Annotated in this window: 15 protein-coding genes; 6 read left to right on the top strand and 9 right to left on the bottom strand. The window is 63.6% G+C overall.

Annotation, left to right across the window (positions count from 1 at the left end):
• Positions 1–90: 90 nt before the first annotated feature.
• Entirely contained in the window at positions 91–1,083 is a 993-nt protein-coding gene (locus EQZ23_RS06815) for a WYL domain-containing protein (protein WP_128453730.1), read from the bottom strand.
• Between the two features lie 63 nt (positions 1,084–1,146).
• On the opposite strand from EQZ23_RS06815, the gene EQZ23_RS06810 reads away from it, so the two are divergent.
• Together EQZ23_RS06810 and EQZ23_RS06800 are read left to right on the top strand one after the other, a co-directional pair.
• A complete protein-coding gene (locus tag EQZ23_RS06810) occupies positions 1,147–4,707 on the top strand; it encodes a TM0106 family RecB-like putative nuclease (protein ID WP_240663390.1) in 3,561 nt (1,186 codons plus the stop codon).
• 71 nt (positions 4,708–4,778) lie between these two features.
• Positions 4,779–5,402: a TIGR00730 family Rossman fold protein gene (locus EQZ23_RS06800; protein ID WP_128453729.1), complete on the top strand. Its 624-nt coding sequence runs from the start codon at positions 4,779–4,781 to the stop codon at positions 5,400–5,402.
• 208 nt (positions 5,403–5,610) lie between these two features.
• On the opposite strand, the gene EQZ23_RS06795 is transcribed toward EQZ23_RS06800, so the two are convergent.
• The gene (locus EQZ23_RS06795) at positions 5,611–6,609 is read right to left on the bottom strand and encodes a hypothetical protein (protein WP_128453728.1); all 999 of its coding nucleotides are present in this window, start codon (positions 6,607–6,609) and stop codon (positions 5,611–5,613) included.
• A gap of 308 nt (positions 6,610–6,917) precedes the next feature.
• A complete protein-coding gene (locus EQZ23_RS06790) occupies positions 6,918–7,205 on the bottom strand; it encodes a hypothetical protein (RefSeq protein WP_128453727.1) in 288 nt (95 codons plus the stop codon).
• 108 nt (positions 7,206–7,313) lie between these two features.
• Between EQZ23_RS06790 and EQZ23_RS06785 the strand changes: the two genes are divergently transcribed.
• Positions 7,314–7,952 carry a hypothetical protein gene (locus EQZ23_RS06785; RefSeq protein WP_128453726.1) on the top strand — a complete coding sequence of 213 codons (639 nt, stop codon included), beginning with the start codon at positions 7,314–7,316 and terminating at the stop codon, positions 7,950–7,952.
• An 844-nt stretch (positions 7,953–8,796) separates the two neighbouring features.
• Here the strand turns inward: EQZ23_RS06785 and EQZ23_RS06780 are convergent.
• Positions 8,797–9,726, bottom strand: a complete 930-nt coding sequence (locus tag EQZ23_RS06780; protein ID WP_128453725.1) for a LysR substrate-binding domain-containing protein — start codon at positions 9,724–9,726, stop codon at positions 8,797–8,799.
• A 299-nt stretch (positions 9,727–10,025) separates the two neighbouring features.
• Between EQZ23_RS06780 and EQZ23_RS06775 the strand changes: the two genes are divergently transcribed.
• A complete protein-coding gene (locus EQZ23_RS06775; RefSeq protein WP_240663388.1) occupies positions 10,026–10,832 on the top strand; it encodes an alpha/beta hydrolase in 807 nt (268 codons plus the stop codon).
• Positions 10,833–10,904: 72 nt separating this feature from the next.
• Here EQZ23_RS06775 and EQZ23_RS06770 read toward each other — a convergent pair whose 3' ends face one another.
• Positions 10,905–12,521, bottom strand: coding sequence for a serine hydrolase domain-containing protein (locus EQZ23_RS06770; protein ID WP_128453723.1), 1,617 nt, complete (start codon positions 12,519–12,521; stop codon positions 10,905–10,907).
• Positions 12,522–12,755: 234 nt separating this feature from the next.
• Between EQZ23_RS06770 and EQZ23_RS06765 the strand changes: the two genes are divergently transcribed.
• Both EQZ23_RS06765 and EQZ23_RS06760 read left to right on the top strand, forming a co-directional pair.
• Positions 12,756–13,430: an XRE family transcriptional regulator gene (locus EQZ23_RS06765; protein ID WP_128453722.1), complete on the top strand. Its 675-nt coding sequence runs from the start codon at positions 12,756–12,758 to the stop codon at positions 13,428–13,430.
• A 153-nt stretch (positions 13,431–13,583) separates the two neighbouring features.
• Entirely contained in the window at positions 13,584–14,849 is a 1,266-nt protein-coding gene (locus tag EQZ23_RS06760; RefSeq protein ID WP_128453721.1) for an alanine racemase, read from the top strand.
• A 47-nt stretch (positions 14,850–14,896) separates the two neighbouring features.
• On the opposite strand, the gene EQZ23_RS06755 is transcribed toward EQZ23_RS06760, so the two are convergent.
• The 4 genes from EQZ23_RS06755 to EQZ23_RS06740 all read right to left on the bottom strand — a co-directional run bounded on the left by EQZ23_RS06755 (position 14,897) and on the right by EQZ23_RS06740 (position 20,496).
• Positions 14,897–16,453 (bottom strand): amidohydrolase family protein, encoded by a 1,557-nt coding sequence (locus EQZ23_RS06755; protein ID WP_206364199.1) that lies wholly within the window; start codon positions 16,451–16,453, stop codon positions 14,897–14,899.
• A gap of 104 nt (positions 16,454–16,557) precedes the next feature.
• Positions 16,558–18,093 (bottom strand): serine hydrolase, encoded by a 1,536-nt coding sequence (locus EQZ23_RS06750; protein ID WP_346427814.1) that lies wholly within the window; start codon positions 18,091–18,093, stop codon positions 16,558–16,560.
• 139 nt (positions 18,094–18,232) lie between these two features.
• Entirely contained in the window at positions 18,233–19,492 is a 1,260-nt protein-coding gene (locus EQZ23_RS06745) for a peptide MFS transporter (protein ID WP_128453718.1), read from the bottom strand.
• Entirely contained in the window at positions 19,489–20,496 is a 1,008-nt protein-coding gene (locus tag EQZ23_RS06740) for a dipeptide epimerase (protein WP_128453717.1), read from the bottom strand. The genes EQZ23_RS06745 and EQZ23_RS06740 overlap by 4 nt, the downstream gene beginning before the upstream one ends.
• Positions 20,497–20,567 lie beyond the last annotated feature (71 nt).

Genomic DNA, 20,567 nt, shown 5'->3' with positions numbered 1-20,567 from the left:
GTTCCGTGTCGATCAAGCGTCGTCGCACATATGGGTGTCAAATTCTGTCATGCTCGGAAAATGTCGCCGCGATCGTCGCGGACCGATCCGCTACGGCAAAGCCGGGAAGGCACGACGGAAGCCGCTGACCATCTTCCGGAGGGGTTCGGGAGACAGTACCTCCACGGCGTCGCCCCATGCGTAGAGGTGCCACGTCATCTCAAGATGTCCGGAGGCCTTGAACCGCACGATGAGCGAACCATCGTCGGCCTCCTCGGTCTTCTGCGTGGGATGGAAGACGTAGCGGCGGGCATGGGCCGCGGCGTCCGGTCGGAATCGCCAGACGACTTCGCCATATTCCTTCTCGCTCTCGTAGGAACTGAAGCCCTTCTCGGCATGGCGCTTCAGATCGAAGGCGGGATCGATCTCGAACGTCTGATCGAGCGCCTCCGCGTGGTAGATCTCCTCGACGCGGTAGTGCTGCAGCTTCGCGTTCGGACCCTTCGCCGTGTCGCGCGCGACAAGATAGCGACGGACGCCGAGCAGCAGACCGTGCGGCGCGACCACGCGTTCGCTGGGATCGTCCTCGTCGCGCTTGCGGTACAGGATGCGAAGCAGGCACGGCCCCTTCAAGGCGTCGTATATCGCTTCGACGACCTCTTCGTCGGCGGCCGGTTGGGGTCCAAGGCGCGCGGCGTGACCGAGCGCCTCGAGCACGGCCTCCTTGTCGACGTCGAGACGCGTTCCCTGCTCAGGCGGGATAAGCGCCCGCACCTTCCGCTCAAGACTGCGGGCGCGGGCCGCCTCCTGCTTCATGCCGGCGTGGTCGAGCAGCGAAATCGCTTCGGCTAGGGCGACGAGTTCGTCGGAGGACGGCGTCAGCAGGTGCGCTATGTGCCGGGCGGGTATCCGCCACCGGGCGCGCCGGTCCTCGCCGATCCAATAGTCCGTCTGCGCGAAGGCCGACTGCACCGCAGCGGTCATGCGCTGGGCCGTCCGCTCAGAGCACCCGAACTCCGCGACGATGTCGTCGAGCGTCACGCCTCGCCGACCAGTCGACATCATCGCCAGCCTCAGCAGTTCCTGCGCCTTCGCGAACGACACGACTCTTCCCCGACAGAATTTGTCACCCATATACGATATCGGAAAGCCGAAGAGGACTGTAAAATGCGCCTACTCGACGGACAGTTGCGGCTATCGGCCTCCGACCTGATGCGGTTCAAGGGGTGTCGCCACGCGACGACGCTCGATCTGCGCCTGATGGAAGTCGGCGACATCGTCCCGGCCGCGGACAGGGACGAAGCCGCCCTGCTTCAGCGGCAGGGCGACGCCCACGAGCTGGCGTTTCTCGATGGGCTCCGGGCGTCGGGACGCTCCATCGTCGAGATCCCCAGGGACGGCCTATCCGTGGAGAGGTCGGTCGAGTTGACCCGCGAGGCGATGCTGGCAGGGCCGGACGTGATATTCCAGGGCGCGATGCTCGGCGGCCCATGGGGCGGCTACTCGGACTTCCTCGAACGCGTTGATCGCCCGTCCTCGCTCGGCGCATGGTCCTACGAAGTTGTCGACACCAAGCTGAAGCGCAAGCCCGATCCCAAGCACGTCCTCCAGCTGGCTCTCTACTCCGACCTGCTGGCCGACGTTCAGGGTGTGAGGCCGGAAGCGGCTCACCTCCAGCTGGGTGATGGCAGCCGCTTCACGGTGCGATTGGCCGATGTGGCGTCCTACGCGCGTCATGCCCGCGTCGTCTTCGGCAAATTCCTGGAGGAGCGGCCCGAGACGCGAGCAGACCCGGTGTCCTCATGCGCACTGTGTCGCTGGAACGACCATTGTCGCGGGGAGTGGGAACGGACCGACAGCCTGTCGCTGGTGGCGGGCATCACGAAGTCGCAGCGCGGCAAGTTCGAGGCGGCCGGAGTCACCACGCTGACCGGGCTGGCGACGATCGACGGGCGCGTACCCAAGCTGTCGGCGGACACGCAGGACCGGCTGCGCACCCAGGCGAGGTTGCAAATGGCACGCCGGGCCGGTGGACTGCCGGGCTTCGAACTGCGCGACTACCAGCCAGGCAAGGGCTTCGGCCTGCTGCCCGAGCCCGACGATGGCGACCTGTTCTACGACATCGAGGGCGACCCCTACTACGAGGGCGGTCTCGAGTATCTGCACGGGGTATGGTTCCGACAGGACGGCGATTGGACCTTCCGCGCCTTCTGGGCGCACGACCGCGATGCGGAGGGTCGATCGGTCGCGGACCTCCTCGACTTCTTCGTCGAGCACCTCCGACGCCACCCCAGGGCGCGGGTCTACCACTACGCCAACTACGAGATCGCGGCGCTGCGCCGTCTGACCGCCGAGCACCGCGTCGGCGAGGCCGCGATGGATCAGCTCCAGCGGGAACGCCGCTTCGTCGATCTGTTCAAGGTGGTGGCGGGTTCGCTGATCGCGTCCGAGAAGGGCTATTCGATCAAGGATCTCGAGGCATTCTACATGGAGAAGCGAGACGCGGACGTCGCCTCCGCCGGCGCCAGCGTGGTGTTCTACGAGAACTGGCGGGAGGCCGGCGACGACGAACTGCTCGCCAAGATCTACGACTACAACCGGACCGACTGCATCTCGACCCAGCTGCTGCGCGACTGGCTCGTCCGCGACGTGCGTCCCGGTGGCATGCCGTGGCCGCAGCTCGGCGAGGTTCCGGACGCCGGCGCGCTGTCGAACGTCGATGTCGAGGACGCGGAGGTGGAGACGCTGCGTCAGCGCCTCCAACCCGTCCGCCTGCGCCTGGGCGACGATGTGGCCGACCTGCTCCTGGACCTCGCCTTCTTCCACAAGCGCGAGGACAAGCCGGCGTGGTGGGCGATCTTCGACCGGCTGGCGCAGGAGAGCGAGGAGCTGGTCGACGACCTCGATTGCATCCAGGGGCTCGTGGCGGTCGGGGCGCCGGTGAAGGTGACGGCGAAGTCGTTCGAACGGACCTACAGCTTTCCGGTGCAGGAGACGAAGCTTCGCGCCGGCAAGAAGCCGTGCGTCAAGCCGGCGGCGATGCCCGAGGACGTCGACCTGCGTCAGATGGACGCTGAGGCGGGCGTGCTCGTCCTCCGCCGGTCCACCGCCAAGGGTCCCCTCCCCGACACGCTGGACCTGATCCCGTCCAAACCCATCGCCAACGGAGCGTTGCGCACCGCGATCGCCGCGGTGACCGACGAGATAATCGGCGACACCGGGCTGGCACGCGCCGTCGAACAGCTGCTGACGCGGCAGGCGCCGTCATTCGATGACGGCCCGAGGCCCGGAGGCATCGTCGATCCACGTGGCGATCTGCCGACGCAGACCAGCGCGGCGATCGCCGCGATGGATCGGACGACGCTGGCGATCCAGGGACCGCCGGGCACCGGCAAGACCTACGTCAGTGCCCTGTCGATCATCGACCTGGTGCGGGCGGGCAAGCGGGTCGCCGTCTCGTCGAACAGCCACAGCGCGATCGGCAACCTGCTCGAGGCGGTCGCGACCCGCGCCGCCAGCGAGAGAGTGCACTGCCGCGTCGTGCGGAAGGCGGCCGACGACGGCGATGACGACGGCCATCCCGGCATCGACCTCGTCTCCGACAACGACGCCCCGGAGATCGCTGCCGCCCATGTCGTCGGCGCGACAGCCTGGCACTTCGCGCGCTATGCCGCGCCGGCGTTCGACTACCTTTTCGTCGACGAGGCGGGACAGGTGTCGCTCGCGAACATCCTCGCGATGTCCCGCTCCACGCGTAACCTCGTGCTCGTCGGCGATCCGATGCAGCTGCCGCAGCCACTTCAAGGAACGCACCCCGGACGAAGCGGCGAGTCCTGCCTCGAGTATCTCATCGACGGGCATCGCGTGGTGCCGGGCGACCGCGGCATCTTCATGCCGGTGAGCCGCCGGATGCACCCTGCCATCTGCAGCTTCGTCTCCCGCGCGGTGTACGAGGACCGTCTGCTGTCAGACGATGCGGCGTCCGGGCAGGATCTGCGCACTGTGGACGGCGTCTCCCTCGTCGGCGCGGGCGTGCGCCCGGTCCCGCATCTCGGTCGTTCGCAGGTCAGTCCCGAGGAGATAGAGGCAATCAGGGCCCAGATCGCCAAGGTCGTCGGGTCGACCTACCGGGCACGCGACGGTGTGGAGCGCGTGGTCGGCCACGGCGACATCCTCGTGGTCGCGCCGTACAACGCGCAGGTGAACGCGCTGCGGACCGCACTTCCCGCCGCCGTTCGCGTAGGCACCGTCGACCGCTTCCAGGGTCAGGAGGCCCCCGTTTGCCTCGTCTCGATGACGACGTCGAGCGGCGAGGAACTGCCACGCGACATCGCCTTCCTGTTCTCGTTGAACCGGATCAACGTGGCGGTTTCGCGTGCGCAGGTCTCGGCTGTCGTGTTCGCGAGCCCGCTTCTTCTTGAGATTCAGTGCCGGACTGTTCCGGAAATGATGCTCGTCAACGCGCTCTGCATGCTTCGCGAACACGGGGAGACAGCTTCTGAGACGCCGTCTGCGAAGAGTGCAAGCTGTCGGATCGTCAGCAGAAGGAGCAGCGACGCATGTATGACACGGACGACTATTCAATCAGCGATCTGGCTGAGGTGTTCTGAATTTCCTGGCCGATCGTATACCGGACGCAGGTACGCTAGCCTCCGCCCATGCGAAAAAGGCGGAATGATGCTATCTGATTATACTGCCGAAATTTCCTATCTCGATACAACGGATTGAGATTTGCCGCCCTTTAACACCGTTTTCTGCGGTTGCGATTGCGTCGGTTAGCGGACATTGCGCTGGCTCACATGCGTCCATCCTTCCATTGGGCTTACCTAGGGACTGCCGGTCATGCAGAAGATTTGCGTATTTCGGGTTCAAGCTCGGGGCGCATCAGCGACTATCGGGATGTCGCGGTCGAGCTGGGAACCCTGCTGGCAGAGCGGAACATCGGACTCGTCTATGGTGGCGCTGCCGTTGGGCTGATGGGAGCGGTTGCCGATGCAACGATTGCTGCTGGGGGTAGTGTCACCGGCGTGATCCCGCGCGCGCTGGTCGAACGTGAGGTCGCCCATACCGGTTTGTCCGACCTACGGGTCGTGGGATCGATGCACGAACGCAAGGCATTGATGGCCGAGTTGTCCGATGCATTCATCGCCCTTCCCGGTGGGATAGGGACGTTTGAGGAAATCTTCGAGGTCTGGACCTGGACCCAACTCGGCACACACGCAAAGCCGTGTGCTGTCCTCAACGTGCATGGCTTCTATGACAAGCTTCTCGGATTCCTCGATCATGTCGTCGGTGAAGCGTTCCTCAAGCCCGTGCATCGTGGAATGTTGCTGGCGTCGCCTGATCCCGACGCGCTGCTCGATCTGATCGCTGGCTATGAGGTGCCGGCCGAAACCAAGTGGATCGCCAACAATGAACGTTGATACCGTATGGCCGCGCGTGGGCTGTGGCGCTGCGATCATGATGGATGACCGGCACCTGCTGGTGCGAACGGCGTAACCCCGATGCAGTATGCTGGGTATCACCGTGCGGCCAGGTAGATCCTTTTGAGCCTGTTTCCGCAACGCACCGGCAGCTAGCTACCACCGGGCGTGCGTCTCGGGCGCTGCCGCCGACGCACGCCCAGGGTCATCACAACAGAAAGAGCTGGTCCCGCGGTTCAAGCGTTTCAGCATCGAACACGTGAAAGCGGGGCTCGAGGGTCACTATGGTGGTGCCCCCCCAGTCTGCCGCGGTCATGATCACCGCCCCCTCCAGCAGGGGGCTTTCAACTACGACGCCCGCCGGCTTGCCGGAGAGGCCATGCGTGGAAGCCAGCTTCTCAGGCCCCTCAAGCGAGAGGCTTGAGTTCGCGTAAGATATCTCTTTGGTGATCCCGAAGTTCGCTTTGATGAGCCCGTCCGCCCACCGGAGGGACAGTGCCAGGTCGCCGCACCACACAACGAAGCCATTATCGCTTTCTCGCATGCGCCTTATCACCGCGGGAACGTCCTGCCCGCTGCTGCGAAGAGCAGCCAGGGCCACGGCGTCGATCGCGCCGCCTGCTCCGACGCCGTCGAGCCATTTCTTGCGAACGCTGCGAAGGGTCTGGTTGAGCACGACCCGTTCCTCCGTCAGATCACGGACGATCTCCTCGGAATATTGGGCGACGACGCCGTAGGGCTTGGGAACGAGCGCCGCGCTGAGCATCTCGATGGTCACTTCGGCACTCGGGAGTTCATTTGATCCTGCTTCGACCGTCGAGGGTTGGACGTCGAGTAGCTTCCAGGCGAGGCCGCGTCGCTTCGCCTTCGCGATCTCCCGCCTTGCAGTGACCTTCGCTTCGGCGATGAGTTCTTCGGCCCCGTCGTGGTAGTCAAGCATGCGTTGATAGTCATACGCCTGCTCCTCAACCATCTCTACGATGTCTCCGAACGTGAGCTCGTCACTGTCACCAACCACGGACTGGATGGTGACCCTCACTTTCGCAGCGGGATACCGAAATCGAATCTTGGTGTTTCGGCCGGCCTCGCTCTTGAGTGTGACGACGATCTTCTCCGGGGCCATGTCGATCCCCTCATCTTTCAGCTTCCGGGCGATCAGGAGCTTGGCGAGTTGGACGTCCGGCGTATCGATCGTTTTGTGCATCATGAGACTTCACCTTTCCGGCCCAGCTTGGTGGGCGCAGGATCTTTTTTCCGCTCCATTGCGTGATCCAAGAAAAACGCCACGCTCGGCGACTTGAAGCAAAGTCATTAAGAAACCCGAACAGTGGCATGCCGGTGTGTCCGGGAATGCAAGCTCCACGTTCGCTGATGCCCCCTCCGCTCCGTACGGAGCTTTTGGACCCGCCCGGCGGCGCGAATGTGTCACTAAGGCAGGATGCTGCGACCGCGGCCGACTGGATCTGTTTTGAATTCTTTGATCGGCGGTAGGGCCATCAGGCGCTCAGCCGTCGATCATCCGAAGTCGCTCGTGGCCAGATGCGTGTGCTTCTCTTCCCATTCCAGCAGATCGGCGACGCGGTATCTCACGCTGCCGAACTTGATCCGTTGAATGTATCGCGGGGAGTCAATGCCCGACGACCGACGTTTCTCGAGGAAGCCCGGCGCGCGTTTGAGGAAGACATTGCCTTCGGCGGACGTCAGCAAGCGCTCGACCTCCCGGTCCTCGCCGCGGTTCGGCGATGGAGGAGGCGCGCTCGCTTGCGGCACCGGCCGCTCGCTGATGGACGTTCCACGAATCATTCACGCGCCCCCACTCTAAGTTGACCGATCAAGCATCTTTCCTGCTATTGTCATTCGTTTCCTTTTGCGTCAAGCGAAAGCGCTTGATTGGTCAACTTGGGAGATCCCGTGCCGGAATTCCTGTTCTCGCGTGCCACGGCGTTCAACATGCTGTCGTTCGCGTTCCGCATTCCCCAGGACGGGCTGAAGGCGATGACGCCGAGGGTTCGGGTCCTCTCGACCCTAGGGGTGCCGAGCAAGCCCCGGACCGACCCGAACGTCCATTTCAAGTACGACCTCCGGGACGTCTCGGAACTAGCCGTAGCGTTCGCCCTGATGGACGCGCATATGCCGCCGACACTGGCGGCTCGCTACGTCACCGAGGCCTGGGACAGATTTCGAGACTTCGCCTTCGAAGGGCTGAGAAGCGCCTTGCCGAATCGGATCTCCAGCGAGTATCCAGCGTCGAAGGACACCGGACCGATCGCCATAGTGGCAGGAAACGCGATCTCGTCGCTCGGAAGCCGAGGGGTTCGGGACGGCGCCTCGGCGCTGGACCTTGCTCCGGTCCTTCTGTTCGAAGAAGTCGCCGGTCTCGCTGCGGCTATATCCGCTCCCGCCTTGATAGTCCTCGACGCCAGGATGTTCATGCCTCGGATCATCGGCGCCCTACTGAGCCTGGCTCCCCATGACGAGGAATTGCGAGCGTCGCTGGATCGACTTCGCGGCCGTGAGGAAGACCCGCGTGTTGCCTTCGGCAAACGCTGACGAGTATCTGGGTCGTACGTTGGTTCTGCGCCTCGACGAATGGGAGCGTGTCGACGCAATGAACCATTCGGCGGCTCGCGCCTTCCTGCGCCGCGATAGGGAAGCCTGGTAGCTGCCGCCCGGGTGGTGGCCGTAGGGCACATGCGCCGCGCCGCGGGGGAGCAGGTGCGGACATGTTCACCGGTCAATGGGGCGGGGGGCGAGCTACTAAACAGTGTCGCGCCGACGCGGTCCACGGTCGCCGGGGCAGATCGCGTCCGCTCCTGTCAAGATGAACGTGCCGTCTACCGACCCATGGACGTCAGTCGTTGCTTCCACCGCCCCAAAGACGACGCCCGGTTGCGGGGACAGCCCCTAGACGGCAAAACGGTAACGAAGGCTCCGTTCCAGTTCCGCCGACGGCTCGCCGCAAGCGCTTTTTTGTTGGGGAGCAGAAACACGCGGCGTTGCATAACCGGGTCGATCTCAGCGTAGTGCGCGCGCTGCTGCGACAGGACAGCGGCGATATTGAAACCGTCCATCCGAAACGTCGCCCGAGTCTGCATTGGCTCGGCGCTGATGTTCAGCCGAAGCATACCAGGAGAGCGGGTAATGATCGCAGCGCGTTGAGAACGCCCCTTCCCCGGACCGTTTACCAGCCTCATTCTCGTTGAGACCCGTGCCTTCGCGCCGATCGTCTTTCCCGTATTGAGTCCTTTACAGATCGGTCCCGCGACCTGGCGCGGTTCGGTGGACGATCCGCCGGGGGTGCGGCAACTGCTCGGCGACAATGTCGAGTCGATGGGGGATGGCTTGCACACGAAAGGCATTCAACCCGTATCCCTGTCGTATTAATGCTACAGGCTCACGGCATCGTAGCTGTTAGTATTGCTTGGGACATTCGTGCCAGTTCGCCGCGCAGCAGAGGCACGCTATGGTCGATGAAGAGCCGCATTGCCCCGCGCTGGGCCTGCTCGGGCCGGAATACCAGTTGAACAGGCGTTGGCGACGGCTCGAAGTCGATGAGAAGGCGTACCAGGCGACCGGACGCCAGATCGTCGGCAACCTGATAGGACATCGGACGGATGATCCCACGGCCGCGAACTGCGGCGTCTATCGCCGCCCCGGCGCTGTTGAGGCTGAGCCGCGTGGCGACGCGCACTGATCTGACCCGGTCAGTCTGGGGCATGCGGAAGGCCCATTGCTCCTGGTCACCCTGCGCGTTCAGGCCGATGCACTGATGCTCTTCGAGCGCATTAGGGGTTTCCGGTTCTCCCGAACGTGCAAGATATTCGGGCGAAGCGCAAACGAGCCTTCGCAGTTCGCCCAGTCTTATAGCCGTAAACATCGAATCCGGCAGGGGTGCGAGACGTACAGCCAGATTTACGCCCTCGCCGACCAAATCGACGACTCGATTGAGCATCAGCAGACGCGCCCCAACCTGGGGATGTGATTCCAGAAAGGACTCAATGACCGGCAACACCGTCGATCGTCCGAACAGTTCGGGCGCGGTGACGACGATGCTTCCGCCGACCGGTCCTTCCGGCGCGCCGGGATCGACTTCGCTGAGCTTCGCCAGCACCTCCTTCCAGATCGCCACATGGCGTTCGCCGGCAGGCGTGAGGCGCAGACGCCTGGTCGACCGCAGCAGTAGGATCTCCCCCGCAAGACCCTCCAGAAAGGTCACAGCGCGCGTTGCGGCGGCGGGGGAGCGTCCACGGCGGCGTGCGGCGGCGGCCAACGATCCTTCTTCGATGGCCGCCACGAACAGGCTCATCGCGTCAAGACGATCCATCGTTTCAAATCCTGCAACCGAGACCGTCGTATGTCCGATATTATCTCGTATCGCACAATTGCTATGTTGGAGGGCCAGGAGGTTTCGCCATGAGCTTATCACCCATCAACCCAACTCGGCGCTCGTTGCTTGCGGCGGTACCCGCAGGCGTTGCGTTTGCTGCACTGTCAAGGTCCGCGGACGCGCATCCGCGGACGTCGAACGCCAAGGCCGCTACAACATCGAACGTTCGCTACCGCACGCAGAAGGTCGGTGACGTAGACGTCTTCTATCGCGAGTCCGGCCCCGCGGACGCTCCTGTGATTCTGCTGCTGCATGGTTTCCCAACCGCCAGCCACATGTTTCGCGACCTGATCCCGGAAATGTCGGATCGCTTTCGCGTCATCGCGCCCGATCTGCCGGGTTTCGGCTTGACCAAGGTGCCCCCGCGGGGGAGCTTCGAGTACAGCTTCGACAACCTCGCCGAGGTGATCGCCGGGTTCGTCGACGCAATTGGATTGACGCGTTATGCGCTCTACGTCTTCGACTATGGAGCACCGACGGGCTTGCGGTTGGCGCTGCGACATCCGGAGCGGGTGACGGCGATCATAACGCAGAACGGCAACGCCTATCTCGAGGGGCTGAGCAAGGAATGGGGTCCGTGGCAGACGTATTGGCGCGAGCCGACTGCTGAGCATCGCGAGGCGACGCGGGCGTCCCTGTCCGATGAAGCGATCCGCTTCCAGTATGAACATGGCGCACCGCCTGACTTGGTCTCGCCCGACGGCCATATGCTGGACACGTTCTACATGCATCGGCCCGGCGCCTACGACATCCAACTCGACCTGATCCTCAGCTACAGGACCAACGTCGCGCTTTATCCTGAATTCCAAGCCTACTTCCGGAAGCATCGTCCTCCTACGCTGGCCGTCTGGGGAAAGAACGACCCGTTCTTCATCCCGGCCGGCGCGCGCGCGTACGGTCGCGACAATCCCGATGCCGAAATCCATCTGATCGATGCAGGGCATTTCGCGCTCGAGACGCATCATCGCGAGATTGCGGGATTGATGCGCGATTTCCTCGATCGCAAGCTGCCCGCCGACCTTAAGCACGGAAACCGAAGGTGACGAACGGATCCGCCAGGGCAGACCCTGGCCTCAACGTCGAGTTCCACAGGGATCAAGCCCGTATCGGGAGCTTCAGGGGACCCGAACGAAACGGAGGTTCCGCGAGCGCCCCATGGTCATGAGCAGACTCGCGGCGCCGGCTCGGCTGCCGGGTTCGAACCGGATCCTTGCGTCACCGGTGTCGAATGCTCCGTCGTCTACTGGTGTCAGCGGACTCGGTGCGGGATCGCGCTGACTCGACATCGAGAGGCGCCCTTGGTCGAGAGTCACCGATATCGTGATATCGAGTTCATCGCTTCGATAGCGTCCTACCGCCGCTGCAAGAAGCGCAGGCGTAGGCGTCGTCCGCTCCACGCGACGATAGGTCAAAGGCGGACCGATCACTGGATTGTCCTCCAACTGTTCGGATCCGGCTGGCTTCAGGCGCATCGAAGGGCCTGAGAACCGGATGGTACCGTCGGCATGGAACGTTGCATTTCGTGGGGTTTCACCGCTCATTCGCCGTACCAGCTTGTCCGCTTCCACCTGCAACTCGAATCCCGGTCCCCAGCCCGAAACGTAGTACCCGGTAAGCCGAGCCAGTTCGGAAGCGGGCGGAGATGAAATTCGATTGACGCCTCTCCGATTGTTCAGAAAAGCGTCGACCAGTGCTTCATGAAGCGCCGAGACGTCGTCGGATCCGTTCGACAGGATCACGATGGTCGCATCCTCTCGAGGGTAGATCGCGATCAGAGCGCGAAAGCCTGCATCCGACCCCGTGTGGGTAACGGCTTCGTGGCCGCGAACGGTCAGATGGTTTAGGCCTAGGCCATAAGGCGACACCCTGCCGTCCCTAAGGCGTGTCGTTTGCTCCATTTCCCTCGAGAGCGAGGGATCGAGCAGCCGCGGATGAAGCAGTTCGCGTGACCAACGATAGAGGTCCGTCGCCGTCGTGAAGAGGCTCGTCGCGCCGTAGTTGCTGAAGTTCAGACGGCTGAGCCGCACGCGACCGTGGCCGTCGATCGAATAGGACTGCGCTCGATGCGCGATCGGGATAGTCGCATCGTCGTAGACGAGCGTGTCGTCCATTCTGAGCGGCACGAGTATCCGCTCCTGCACGAATCGAGCGAAGGGCATTCCGGACACCCGCGCGACGATCTCGGCGGCGATCAGATAGCCAGAGTTCGAGTAGCGGAATTCCGACCCGGGAGCGAAGTTCAGCGAGTTCTGCGCTTGGATCAATGCTAGCAGCCTATCCTGCCGCAACAGATCGGAAATGGAGGCACCGGATGCGAGAGCAAGATCCCACTGGTCGCGCAGGCCGCCCGTATGGTTGAGCAGTTGTCGGATGGTGACGGCGGCATAGGCCTCGGGCAGAGACGTCAGATAGCGGCGGGCCGGTGCGTCCAACTGCAGCTTTCCCTCGCGCGCGAGGATGAGCACGGCGGCGGCAGTGAACTGCTTGGAAACGGATGCGACGTGGAAACGCGTTCTAGGCGTCACCGCCGTATGCTGCTCGATGTCGGCAGCGCCGGCGGAGCGTTCGAAGATCACCTTGCCGCCACGGGCTACGAGCACGCTCAGTCCCGGCGTTTCGGACCCCAGGGGGGCGAATATCGCATCGGTGGACGATGGCCCGCGCCGTCCATGAGCCGGATGTGGCAGAGCAGCGCACAGGCACAAGACGGTGAGCATCAGACGAAGCGGCATAGTGCTCCCCTTGTTTTGGTTCGATTGGGTTCAGCTTCAAACTCGTGTGCGACCGTGCGAACGACTTTTCTCGCGCCAAGCCGCTTCTCTGGTCCGGAACGCTCGTGAAAATCAAATGACTTGCTTCGCAGCACGAACCTCAGCGATTTGAAGACATCCGGGTGACTTGATGCCACGCCGAAGCCGCACGGTTGCCGGCTGGGCCGCTCGGATATTCGGAGGTATGGAGCGCTCATGACTGAACAAACGTCCGATACGACCATCGTCCGAGCCGGTGCCGCGCTGAAGGGGTTTCGCACGGAGCGAGGATGGACGCTCGCCGAAGTCAGCGAGCGGACCGGTCTCCCGATCTCGACTCTGTCGAAGATCGAGAATGAGAAGATGGAGCTCACCATCGACAAGCTTCTGCGCATATCGCTGGCGCTCGAAATCAACGTCGCCGACCTATTCGGAACGCCATCCACCCAGTTCTTGCCCGGCGACGGCAGCAAGCGGCGCATCATATCCCGCACGGGAGAAGGGAAGACCGTTCAGTCCAACAGCGGAGCGTACGAATATCAGGCATATGATCTCCTCAACAAGGGCATGACACCGATCGTCGCAAGCATCACGGCTCGAAGCATGAAAGAGTTCGGCGACTTTCATCGCCACGAGGGCGAGGAGTATGTCTACGTGCTGGAAGGCGAACTAGCGCTCTACACGGATACGTATACACCCGCACATCTGAAGGTCGGCGACTCCATCTACTTCGACAGCACGATGGGGCACGCCTACATCGCGGTCGGCGATCAGCCGTGCCGGATACTGTCGGTATTTTCGACCACGGAAGAGCAAACGATCGATTTCGTCGAAGATCGGGGAGTGCTGGGCGACATGGTGAAGAAGTCGCGCGAGAACGATCCGGGCTAGCGTCGCCGTCAGCAACCTCTCCAACTCGCGCGACGTGCATTCGAATCACAAGTGCCTCCGTCACGCCACCCCCCACGAATGTTTCATGGTTTTCCATATTGGAAAATTGGTCAAGCGTCTTTAGTCTGCCGGTGACGAGACTGGCGGGAATGCATGATGAGCGACGTGACACTCGATTGGCGGAACAAAGGTTTCCCTGCGACAGAGACGACGGTGTCGCGCGAGCGGATCGACGAGCGAAACTGGCGGATCACGCACGAAGACCTGATGCTTCCCGCAGCGGTGCTTCTTAGGTCGGCGATCGTGCACAACAGCAGATGGATGAAGCGCTTCACGTCGCTGGTGGGGGCAAGCCTCGCCCCGCACGGTAAGACGACGATGAGCCGCGACATCATCGCGATGCAGATGGCGGATGGCGCTTGGGGCATGACCGCGGCCACGCCGGGTCATATCCGCATCTATCGTGAGTTCGGCATCAGCCGTATCATTCTGGCTAACCAACTCGTCGGGCGCCAATCAATCGCCTACGTCGCCAGTGAACTCGCGCGAGATGCCGAGTTCGACTTTTACTGCCTGATAGATTCGATCGCCGGCGTGGAACTGCTCGAAGCAGGCCTGGCGGCGTTTGATCCTGGGCGGCCGGTTCAGATTTTGATCGAGCTCGGTAGTCCAGGCGGTCGGGCCGGCTTGCGCGACGGCGCGGAGGCGTTGCGGGTCGCCCGGCGAATTGCGGAGTCTCCCCGTCTGACCTTGCGAGGAGTCGAGGCGTTCGAGGGGATCGTCCAAGGGCAGAAGGGTGACGAGGACTCTGTTCGCGACCTGATCGGCCGTATCACCACGCTGGCCGATGAGATCGCGTCGGAGGGATGGTTCGACGGCACGCCGATCCTCTCCGCCGGCGGCTCGGCTTTCTTCGACATGGTGGCGGAAGGGTTCGCTCGCGTATCCGGGTTCGAGACGGTTCTGCGGAGCGGCTGCTACATCGTCCACGACAGCCAGTTCTACAAGAAGCTGGTCGAACGTCTTGAAGCGCGCATGCCTGAGGTCGCGAACCTTGGCGAGGGACTGCGTCCGGCGCTTGAAGTATGGGCATATGTCCAGTCGCGTCCGGAAGCGACCCGGCTGATAGCGGGACTCGGCAAGCGCGATGTCGGCAACGACGTGGCCCCACCGATCCCGACAGGGTGGTGCCGACCGGCGGAGGACGATGCCGTGCACCCGATGGGCGCCGACCATCTGGTGGTGCGGCTCGACGACCAGCATGCCTATCTGGACGTGCCCGCGCACTCGCCGCTGCGCCCGGGGGACATGGTGTCGTTCGGGATCTCGCACCCATGCACGACCTTTGACAAATGGCGGACGCTGTTTGTCGTCGATGACGAGCGCCGTGTCGTCGACCTTGTGGAAACCAGCTTCTAGGTTCGTCCAGGTCGTGGCGACCCGGGCGTCTTCTGCCCCGTCCTGCGTCAGGTCGGACCTGACGGCGTCGCGCAAGCCCCTTTGAGCACTTGGCCGGGGCGGGCCGAGGTCAGCTTGCCCTGGTCAAGCACGACCTGCCCGTTCACGAGTACGTAGTCGATGCCGATGGGCGAGATGTTCGGTTGCTCGAACGATGCCCGGTCGTCGATCTTGTCGTAATCGAAGATCGTGACGTCGGCTCGCAGTCCCTCGCGCAGCACACCTCGATCGGAAAGGCCCATTCGCGCGGCCGGCCAGGAGGTCATCTTGCGTACCGCGTCCTCCAGCGACAGCACCGGACGGCGCTTCGCATATTCGGCGATCACCCGCGCGGCATTGCCGTAGGCGCGGGGGTGAGGCACGCCGAGCGCGTCGGTCTCGCCATAGACCGCCGACGCACCGGAGTCGCTGCCGATCGAGACCCACGGGCGCCTCAGGGCCGTTTCGATGTCGCGCTCGTCCATCATGAAATAGAGGGCCATCGCGCGCTTGGGCAGTGCATCGACCATGATGTCCCAGGCGACGTCGGCGGGATCGCGGCCGAGTTCGGACGCGATCGCCGCGATCGAGCGAAACTGGTACTTCTGCCAACGCGGGCTGAAAGCCGCGCCAAGGACGACCTTGTCCCATCCTCCGGCGGCATAGACGTAGTTTGTCCAGCCTGGCTGCGGCCCGGCTGCGACCTCTCGCTTCAAGCGAGCGCGCACGGTAGGATCGCGCAGCAGCTTCACGCCAGCTTCGAAGCCCTTCTCGTAGATCCAGTTGGGCGCCGTGATCTCCAACCCCGTGCCAGCGAACGGATATACGTACATGTCGGCCGCGATATCGACGCCGCGTGCCCGCGCCGCGTCGATCAGCTTGACCGCCTCGGGCATCAGTTTGCCGAACCCCGGAGCGTAGGCTGCCTTGAGATGGAAGACCTCTACCTTGACCCCCGCACGTTCGCCGATCTCGATCGCCTCGCGCAGACCATCGAGCAATCCGGCATTCTCGTCGCGCATATGGGTAGCGTAGATCGGTCGGCAGGGGGCCGCAGCCTTGACGATCTCGATCAGCTCGTCGGTCGTCTGGAAGGTGCCAGGGGGATAGATCAGCGCAGTGGACACGCCCAGCGCCCCCGCATTCATTGCGGTCCGGACATTGGCGCGGATCGTGTCCAACTCACTGGCGGTCGGCGCCCTGGCGGTGTCTCCGATCACCTCTTCGCGAGCCTGCGTGGCGGAATAGTAGGTGCCGAAGTTGACCGCGATCCCGTGCGTCTCGAGTTCGGCGAAATAGGCGGCGATCGCTTCGACCTTCACCGGCGTGCCGTCCTCGCCGGCGATCACGGTCGTCACGCCCGTCCGCAGCTTGTTCTCCGCGGCGCCGTTGGTGCGCAGTACCTTGCCGGACTGATCCATCATATCGATCCAGCCGGGCGAGACGTACCGGTCCTTCGCGTCAATCTCGCGCCGACCGCGGCCGGGGATCAACCCGATCCGCGCCACTCGCCCGTTGCTGATCGCCACATCGGCGCGAACCCAAGGATTGCCGGCCCCGTCGAGGACGCGCCCATTGCGTATCACGACGTCATAGGTTGGTTCGGGTTCAGCGCCGGCTGACGCTGACAGCAGAGCCGCAGGCACGAGCCCAGCGAGCAGGATCGACCGCCTGATAGACCCAAATCCTCTCATTTCGAATTCTCCGGCTCAAAGAGGAGGTCCTGATAGTCAAAGCTGAAGTCGGCTACGGGCGACACTGGCGCGGCGGTGATCCGGGTCACCTTGCCGGTGCGATCGAGGCCGAACGTCAGATATGCCGGCTCGGTATTCGGATCGTCGAACGTGGCGAGGAACGTGTCGTACTGATAATGGCTCAGTCGGCCCGTCATCTGCGGCGTTGTGGTGAAATCGACCGTCAGCCCCTTCGCGTCCTGTCCGACGACCAGTGCGCCGTACCAAGCGTCAACGTAGCGACCGGCGTAGCGCGTCACGGGCAGCGAGGGACCGACGTCGGCTGGCGCAGCGGCTTTCTGCTTAACGACCGCCTGAGCGGCATCGAGGCGGCTGCGTTGGAACGTCGCGAACCGCGTCGGCCAGTCCTGCCGGGGCAGGCCGAGATAGTGATCGATGAGCTCGTACATCAGCCCCGTACGCGGTTCGACTTCCTCGCTGTTGATCGCGATGGCGAAACCGACGTTTTTCTGAGGAATCATCACCACCACGGTCGTGAACCCGAACAGACCGCCGGCATGCCATACGATCTTCGCGCCCTTGTATGTGCGTACCTCCCACCCGAGCGCGTAGCTCTGGAAGTCGGGTGTCGCACCGTTGACCGGCTCGGGGAGCGGGACGATCGGTATCGGCGTGACGGGGGTCCACATGTCGCGGGCGGCGGCTGCGCTGAACAGGCGGCCCTTCCCGTCTGGCAATTCACCCGCTCCGAGCTGGATTTGCAGCCAGCGTCCGAGGTCGTTGGCGCTGGCGGCAATCAACCCGGCAGGCGCAGCCGCCTGACCCAGGCGGCTGCGCTCGTCGAGCAACTGCATCTGTCCGACGCCGCGCACCGGTCCGCCTATGCGTCCATGCGGATAGGCGCGATCGACAGTCGCAAGCTGCCGCTTCTCCTCGGCGGTGGCGTCCGGGAAACCGCCCGGTTTGAACACATGCTCCCGCATGAAGTCCTCCCATGGCTGGCCGCTGACCACCTCGATCACGGCGCCCGCTACGATGTAGAGCAGGTTGTCATAGGCATAGGCGCTGCGGAAGCTGGTCGCGGGTTTGATGAAGCGCAGTCGTTTCATGATTTCCGAGCGCGAAAGGCTGCCGCGTGGTGCCATGAGCAGGTCGCCGGCGCCGAGACCAAGGCCGCTGCGATGAACCAGCAGGTCGCGGATCGTCATCTCGCGAGTGACCCAGGGATCGTACATCCGAAAATCCGGAAGGTGGTCGATCACCTTGTCTTCCCAGCCGATCTTGCCCGCATCGACGAGCGTGGCGAGTGCGGCGACGGTGAAGGCCTTCCCCGTCGAACCGATCATGAAGAGCGTGTTCGCGTCGACCTTCGCATTAGAACCGAGCTTGCGCACGCCGTAGCCCTTGGCGAGCACCACCTTGCCGTTCTCCACGATGGCCACCGCCATGCCGGGTGTGCCGGAACGAGTCCGCAACGCTTCGATACGGGCGTCCAGCCCCTTCGGCGGGTCAGCGAACGCGGGCGTGGCCAAGGCGATCAGCGACAGGGCGGCAAGCGCGGGAAACTTGGTCATGGCATCTCCGTTGAAGTCACCCGAACATCGCGATGCGGCGTCCGTCGGCTGGTTGGCGTCGATTTGAACGTCGGTATCGCCCTGCGCGAAAGGACGGTCATGGCGGACTGCGTTCGATGCGTTCTTCCAGGACTCCGATGAACCGCAGCAGCAGAGCAGCGAACGACGCGATCGCTGCGAGAAGCAGGAAGTAGGAGGCATGGCTCATGCGACCCCACAAGGTGCCAACGAACCCTGCGGAAAGGCTACCGGTGAAGATGGCAAGGTACCATGCGGCGACCGTCGTCGCGCCGAGACCCTTGGGTGCCATCCGCGCGAATAGGCCGAGACCCGTTGGCAGGATGTAGATTTCACCAAAGGTGAAGATCGCGAAGAACAGCACCAGCCAAAGCCAGGACGTCGGACCGCCCGCCGCCTCGAGCGCGGCAAGCAGCCCATAGGCTGCTCCCACGATGAGAGCGCCCAGAGCCATCTTGCGGGTTGGCCGCTCGATGTGTCCAGCAGAGGCGCCGCGCCGCCAAAGCACGAGCAGCGCAGGCGTCATCGCCATCACCAGTAGCGGATTGAGAGACTGGAACCACGTCGTCGGGATGACGAACCCTCCCGCGCGTCGGTCGACACCGCTGTCCGCCCAAAGCGCGACGGTGTTGCCGACCTGCTCGTAGGCGCCGCGGAACACCGTCACCGACAAGGCGACGGAAACCAGAAGAAGCGCAGTCTGTCGCGGAAACGGCGCGGGCGGGACGGCGTCGCGCTTGATGGCCGGTCTGCCCGCCTGCACGGGCAGATAGCGCTCTCCCCAGACATATATCGATAGGCCGACCAGCATGCCGATGCCCGCCGCGCCGAAGCCCCAATGCCAGCCGTAGAGCTCGCCCAGCGTCCCGCAGATCAGCGGCGCCAGGAATCCGCCGATGTTCACGCCGACGTAATACACGTTGTAGGCCCAGCCGACCCGGGGATCACCCGGCTCGTACAGATCGTCGATCTGGCTCGGCAGGCTGGGCAGGAACAGGCCGTTGCCCAAGGCAATGGTGGCGAGCGCCAGGTAGAGGAGCGACTCGAACGTCATCAGGAAATGGCCGATCGCCATTATCGTACCACCGACGATGATCGCGCGACGCTTGCCCAGCAGACGGTCGGCGATCACTCCGCCCACGATCGGGGTGAAATAGGCGCACGCTGTGTAGGCGCCGTAGATCACCGACGCCTCGCCCTGGGCGATCAGCAGCTGCTTCGTCATGTAGTAGACCAGCAGCGCACGCATTCCGTAGTAGGAGAACTGCTCCCACATGTTCGTCAGGAACAGGATCGTCAGACCACGCGGCTGCCCGAACCAGGTTTGCTCAGCCTTCACGAGGGCATCCGCCTACCAGCGCCCCAGACCTCGGGACCGGCGAAAAGATGACCGTCCGCATAGCTGACGCTCGGAGTTCGGTCGCCGTCGAGGAAGGTCGGGCCGTCCAGATCGACGAGATCGGCGATCTGGCCAAGGACGAAGCCGGGCGCGGTGGCGAGACTGGTTCCGATCATCGTCCCCACCATCACGCCCAATCCAAGACGACGTGCCTCGGCAGCGATCAGCAGCCCCTCGGTCAGCCCTCCGCACTTGTCGAGCTTGATGTTGACGACGTCGAAGCGGCCCTTCGCCGACGCGACATCTTCAAGAGAAAGGAGACTCTCGTCGCCCGCGATGGGGATCTCCGCGTGATAGCCGTCGAGGTCCGCCTCGCATCCGCGCGCCAAGGGCTGTTCGAGCAACGCCACGTCCAGCCTCACCAAGCCTGCGATAAGTTCATCGAGATCGCTCATCGAGAATCCCTGATTGCCATCGACGCCAAGCCAGACGTCTGGACGGGCATCACGAATGGCAGCGACGCGCTCCAGGTCGAGCCTCACGTCGCCGGTGAGTTTCGCCTTGATGGACAGCGCCTTCGAATGGCGGCATGCGGCGGCGGCCATCGCGTCGGGCACATCGGCGCCGAGCGTGAAGGTCGTGCGCAGGGGGCGTGGCTCGCCGATGCCGGCGAGCTCCCACACCGGCTGTCCCGTGCGACTCGCTTCCAGTTCCCACAGTGCGGCATCGACCGCATTGCGGGCTCCACCAGGCGGTAGGATGGTACGTAATGTTTCGCGGCTCGGTTGAGCCTCGATGGCGTCGCGGGCGGCTTCGAGCACGTCTCGCATGTGCGCGACATCGTCGCCCAGGTAATATACTCCTGCCGCTTCGCCGCGTCCTTCGTGCGTACCGTCGTCGAGCGTGACGACGAGCACGTCGGCGGTTTCGAACACCAGACCCGAGATCCGGAACGGCTGCGCTAGCCGCAGCGTCTCCATTGCGTAGGTTAGCCGCAGCGTCATCGGTTTAGCGCCTTTGCCGTTGTCGTCTCGGGGGCGTTCGGGCCTACGAACTCTCGCGCATCGTGACGGCG

The organism is Sphingomonas sp. UV9 (genome assembly GCF_004101245.1).
GTDB lineage: Bacteria > Pseudomonadota > Alphaproteobacteria > Sphingomonadales > Sphingomonadaceae > Sphingomonas.
This window is presented reverse-complemented; position numbering and strand designations above follow the sequence as displayed.